The 589-nt window shown below is 65.9% G+C and carries 1 pseudogene; it reads left to right on the forward strand.

What is annotated here, in order from left to right:
• Positions 1-151 precede the first annotated feature (151 nt).
• Positions 152-589: pseudogene (locus VSR82_RS39955) on the forward strand (acyl-CoA dehydrogenase); the annotation flags it as partial.

The following is a 589-nucleotide window of genomic DNA, read 5'->3' on the forward strand; positions in this document are numbered from 1 at the left end:
GGGACGCAAACAGTATGAGTACCGCTTCTTTCGTCCCCGCCGATCTTGCCGTATGGCTCGACACGCACGCGGAGTCGCTCGACTCGAGCGCGGGGCACGCACGTGAAATCGTGCCGCGGCTTGCCGCCGCCGGACTCTTCGGCGTTGCCTGTTGCACAGTCCGAATGCCGGGCTGCGCGACACGTGGCTCGCGCCACTGCTGAGTGGTGAGGTCGCGGGCGCTACGGGCCTGTCGAACGCAATGAAGTACCTGTCCGCGCTGGAGCCGTTGCAGATGAGAGCCGAACCGGTTGCAGCCAATGGGTCCGGCGCGCGTCGCTGGGCGCTGTCCGGGAGTCTGCCGTGGATCACGAATCTGCGTCCCGAGGGATTTCTGGTGGCAGCAGCGTTCGATCACGCGGACAGCGGCAAGCCGTCGATTTTCGCGGTTCCGCACGATCTTCCCGGCGTTGGGCGTAGCGCCGATCTCGACCTGATCGCATTGCGCGCGAGCAATACCGCCGCGTTGAAGATCGAGGGCGCACAGCTCGACGAACGCTGGATGATCGCCGCCGACGCGAGTACGTTCCTGACTCGAGTGCGTCCCGGC

Origin of the sequence: Burkholderia sp. JPY481 (assembly GCF_038900515.1) — a bacterium.
Classification (GTDB): Bacteria; Pseudomonadota; Gammaproteobacteria; order Burkholderiales; family Burkholderiaceae; genus Paraburkholderia; species Paraburkholderia youngii.